We start from the raw sequence: 4,675 nt of genomic DNA on the forward strand, positions 1-4,675 counted from the left end.
TTTCATAAAAATCCTCTTAATTATGAAAAAGCTTTTTGCCTTAGCGCTTAGTGTTTTGTTTTGGATTCCCGTAATTGCTCAAGACCTTCGGGTAGGAGTACGAGGTGGAGTAAATTTTGCTAACCAGCGGGTTGAGGTTATGGGGTTATATAATCCGTTGAGCCGAGCAGGCTGGCAGTTTGGTACGGTGGTTGACCTTGCTATTAATGAAGTGGTTTCGGTACAACCTGCCCTGCTGCTCAGTAGTAAGGGAGTTCGCTACGAGAGCGGCATTGTTGGAGTTGACTACGATGTGCGGTTTCAGCCTTTGTACCTGCACTTGCCCGTTCCAATAATTGCTAGTGCTGAAACAGCTGGAATAAAACTTTTAGGAGGGATTGGCCCCTACGCTAGTGTAGGTATTGGAGGCAAAATAGTAGCAGAAGGTAGTATTGATGCCATCGGCTTTAATATTGAAGGTGACGAGTCTATCGAGTGGGGCAGCGAGCGGGGCGACCACTACCGTACGGTAGACGCAGGTATACAATTTTTAGTAGGTATTGAGCCGATAGAAAACTTTCAACTGCTGGTTTCCTACGAGCAGGGGCTAACCAATATCTCTCCCACCCACGATAACGATGCGCTTATCCGTAATCGGGTGTTTAACTTCACCCTGACTACTTTTTTGACACGGTAAAAAAGGATAGAATCCGTTTGGCTTACAACCATTCGTAAGAAAACTATGTCATAGATGGAGATTACTCATTTGTTCTATGGTAAAGACTGCCGTGATTACGGGACTACTGTATTTATCTATTCATAGTTGTTTAGCCCAGCTTGAAGATAACTCCCTACATCTTAACCGAAGAGATAGTATCTGGATACAAAAGCGGGGGTTTCCCGCTACTGGAATATGACGGTAGTAATACTGCCATTAACGAACAACTTAGGTTAGCGGCTAAGTACCGTAAGCAGTCGGTTCGGTTCATTGCTATTGGAGTACCCACGTACGTACTCGCAGGTAATGCCGCATTCATTGGGATGCTTATGGATGGGTTCTCCGGATCAGGAAGTTCCAGGACTAGTCCGACTACTGTCTTGAGTATAACCGTTAGTATGGGAGGGTTAGCTGCCGCCGTGGGGGGAGGTAGCTGGAAGAAAGCTCAAGCCCGGCGAAGAGTGAGAACCGCTCACACTTTGTACTGGAACGAGTAGGAGTTATAATCAGCGCATCTGGCTAACGGTTATTCATAGTTTTATCTGCCCTTGCCTTAAATGGCACGTTCCAATCCAAGTTATAATTTAGTGACAGTCAATCTACTAGAGCCAGAGCTATAGCTACTGTGGCATGTTGGGTAAACTCCAGCCTTCTCGGTAAGTATGCCGAATATATTGGTTAGCAGATTCCAAAGCATCAAGCTTTACCCGTTCTGTGTTCCAGGTAGGTAGACCATTAACCATTGCAAAACCATCGGTTTCCACCACTTCCATCGTTTCGCTCGCGCCAATGTTGGTAAACTGCATATTTTCACCATCCCATTCCAACACTTTATTAAGACCCTTCAAGCGGATAGCCAGCACGCCAAGCAGTACCATCTCATTGAACGGTCCGGCGTACGCGAAATTGGCGGACCCTTCCACCCGCGATTCGGGTGACTCTTTACATGCTCTTAACCAATCTTGCTCGTGCGGACCGTCGCTGTAGTCTACCGAGCCGGGCACTCGGCGCAAGTAAGGAGTTACATCAGGCGCCCGTCCCGAAAGCAGTCGTGGGTTGAACCCACCTGCATCCGAGATCAGCGTATCTTTGGTCCCTACGAACATACATCCGCCCAAACCATCGCGAATTAACGGAACACCAGCCTCTAACAACTCAGGTCGGTCAGGCAGAAACCCTCCATCGTACCAATGTACGTCCACCGCTGGCATTTTTACTTTCTCCAGTGCCGCTCGCTCTCCAAACTGAAACCGCACCTTTTCGGCTTGCGGAGCACTTTCGGTATTGGCGGTAGTAGAACTACCAGAGATGGTTTCGGGGTACTTCAGCTTAAGTGCCCGGTATACAGGGTCCATAATATGGCAGGCCATATCACCGAAAGCTCCAGTACCAAAGTCCCAGAAGCCTCGCCAGTTCCAGGGGGTATAAATTTCGTGATACGGGCGCATAGCGGCCGGACCAATAAATAGTTCCCAATCAAAGTTTTCAGGTATCTTCATAGCTTCGGCAGGGCGCTCTAGTCCCTGAGGCCATATCGGACGATCAGTCCAGGTGTGGGCTTCTACTACTTCACCAATTTCTCCGTTCCAGATCCACTCACACAGTTGCCGTACTCCGTCTCCCGAATTACCCTGATTACCCATCTGCGTAGCTACCGGATACTCTCCGGCCAACTTAGTTAATAGGCGCGACTCGTACACCGAATGCGTGAGAGGCTTTTGGCAGTATACGTGCTTATTCATTGTAAGGGCGGTAGCGGCTACGCAAGCGTGCGTATGGTCGGCCGTAGCTACCATCACCGCGTCAGCTGATTCCCCTAGTTCATCAAACATCTTACGCCAATCGTAGTACTTTTTAGCTTTAGGAAAGGTATCAAAGCACCGCTGGCTGTAGTTCCAATCAATATCACAAAGGCCGATAATGTTTTCAGTATTCATAGCCTGCAAATTTTGCAGCCCTTTGCCCCCCACACCTACGCCGATAATATTGAGCTTATCGCTAGGGGCGGTATAGCCTAATCCACTAATCACGTGGCTAGGCACCAGTGTAATCCCTATTCCGGAAGCTACGGTCTCTTTAAGGAATTTTCGTCGGGAACTTGTATTCTTATTAATCATTAGATAATTGTTTTGCAGAAAATTGTTCATTGGAATTATTCATTGTCGGGTTGAGGACGATAACTAACAAAAGCAAAGCGTTTACTATCCGGGGCCCACGAGGGAACATTTAGCGAGCCTTGTCCGCCGGTGAATCCGCATAGTATCCGAATGCTATCGTCCTCAATCGTGTATAGTCGTAGTACAACTTCTTTCATAGCGGGGTGGCTACTACCCTGATCCTGTAGATACGAAATAAAAACAAAGTGCTTACCATCGGGGGAAGGATGAGCGAACCAGTTGGAATACGCGTCATCAGTTAACTGCTTTTTGCCGCTACCATCAGGTTGCATTCGCCAGATCTCCATCCGGCCCGATTGCATAGAGTTGTAGTAGATATGTTCACCGTCTACCGAGTACGCTGGGCCATCATCCAGCACATCCGAGTCGGTAAGGGCTACCTCCTCACCGCCATCTAGTGGTATGGTAAAAATATTAAAACGGTCGTTACGCTGAGCAGTGTAAGCCAGTGTCTGTCCATTGGGTGACCAGGCATGCCAGAACGAGGGGATTTGTTCAGTCACCCGTTTCGGTTTACCACCGGCTATGGGCACGGTATATATACAGGAAGTTAGCCAACCATCTTCGCCCGCTTCTAGATTATGGCTAAAGGCCAATGTGTTGCCATCGGGTGAGATACCGTGGTCATTGTTGCAACGGGTCGCAAATCCGGTATCCATCTTTTCTTTACGGCCGTCCGGATAGATTCGGTAGAGGCTACCATTTTGATTGATCAGAAAGAAAGCGCCATCATGACTCCAGTTCGGTGCTTCAAAGTGGCGGTTCTCAGTCAGTATTTGAGTTCGTTGGTTTGCTTCAATGTCGAAGACTTCCAGCGTAGAAACTACCCGCTTCTCCTGTGCCTGGGCGCGTAGTAGTAAAGTCATCATAAAAAATACAGCAAGCGAAATTTGGGGTATGTTGTACATAGGTTAGGTATGATGGAAAAATAAGAGTTGTGGATAAGACACAGAAGTTAGTATAGGCAAAATCAGACCACAAGTCTACCTCATAAGGAATATTTACTAGCTCAATAAGTAGTTTTTAGTCCAATATTGATCAGACTATCAGCCAACTAGAATCTTTGCTACAGTTCTCTGATTTTTATGTTACGGTAGGCTACTACACCCGCGTTTTGTAAACCAATATGGCCCGACGTGGCGACACCATACTGTGCTACATCCGCCCACTTATCAGCCGCCTTACGCTTTTTCCAATCTTCACTCCCAATTTCATAAGTGACTACTTTCTTGTCATTGAGCCAGTGTTCTACTTGAGGGTGATTCACCACAATTCGCGTTGTATTCCACTCTCCCGCTGGTTTCAATTCTGCTCCCTCCGGGGCATGCATGGCATAGTTAGCTGCTGTATACTGATTAGGTTTCATTTCTTGCGGCCAGCCTTCGTCGTCCATAACCTGGTATTCGGGTGCCGATTCATAGATGGGATGGTCTCCGCGCTGAACATGGTAGAAGATACCGGAGCTATTAGCGGGGGCCACTTTCCATTCCAATGATAATTCAAAGTTGTCGTATTCGTTTTTAGTGATGATATCCTGGTTGGCATCCCAACCGGCTCCTGAGCCACGAAGTTCGCCCTCAATCACCTTCCATCCTTTAATTTCTTCACCACTGTACATTTGCCAATGGTGCATAGTATTGTCATCTAACAACAATACCCATTCGTTAGTGCCCGCTGAAGCATTCTGATTTGAGTTATCTGAAGAACTACAGGCAGTTACTACCGCTAAGACAGTGGCTAGTGTTACTATATGTTGTATCATAAGATCAAGATTTTACGACAGTTAAGTTACTAGAAAGTT

Annotated in this window: 5 protein-coding genes; 2 read left to right on the forward strand and 3 right to left on the reverse strand. The window is 47.1% G+C overall.

Translation table 11 applies throughout. The annotated features are described in order from the left end of the window. Positions 1–22: 22 nt before the first annotated feature. Positions 23–676, forward strand: coding sequence for a porin family protein (locus WBA23_RS25465; RefSeq protein WP_424585096.1), 654 nt, complete (start codon positions 23–25; stop codon positions 674–676). Positions 677–816: 140 nt separating this feature from the next. Then, a complete protein-coding gene (locus tag WBA23_RS25470) occupies positions 817–1,194 on the forward strand; it encodes a hypothetical protein (RefSeq protein ID WP_424585097.1) in 378 nt (125 codons plus the stop codon). 123 nt (positions 1,195–1,317) lie between these two features. On the opposite strand, the gene WBA23_RS25475 is transcribed toward WBA23_RS25470, so the two are convergent. The 3 genes from WBA23_RS25475 to WBA23_RS25485 form a co-directional block, all read right to left on the reverse strand. Further along, positions 1,318–2,814 carry a Gfo/Idh/MocA family protein gene (locus WBA23_RS25475; RefSeq protein WP_424585098.1) on the reverse strand — a complete coding sequence of 499 codons (1,497 nt, stop codon included), beginning with the start codon at positions 2,812–2,814 and terminating at the stop codon, positions 1,318–1,320. A gap of 35 nt (positions 2,815–2,849) precedes the next feature. Further along, positions 2,850–3,782, reverse strand: coding sequence for a TolB family protein (locus WBA23_RS25480; RefSeq protein ID WP_424585099.1), 933 nt, complete (start codon positions 3,780–3,782; stop codon positions 2,850–2,852). A 158-nt stretch (positions 3,783–3,940) separates the two neighbouring features. Beyond that, positions 3,941–4,636: a 3-keto-disaccharide hydrolase gene (locus tag WBA23_RS25485; RefSeq protein ID WP_424585100.1), complete on the reverse strand. Its 696-nt coding sequence runs from the start codon at positions 4,634–4,636 to the stop codon at positions 3,941–3,943. Between the last annotated feature and the right edge of the window lie 39 nt (positions 4,637–4,675).

The organism is Tunicatimonas sp. (genome assembly GCF_049647865.1).
Lineage (GTDB): Bacteria > Bacteroidota > Bacteroidia > Cytophagales > Cyclobacteriaceae > Tunicatimonas.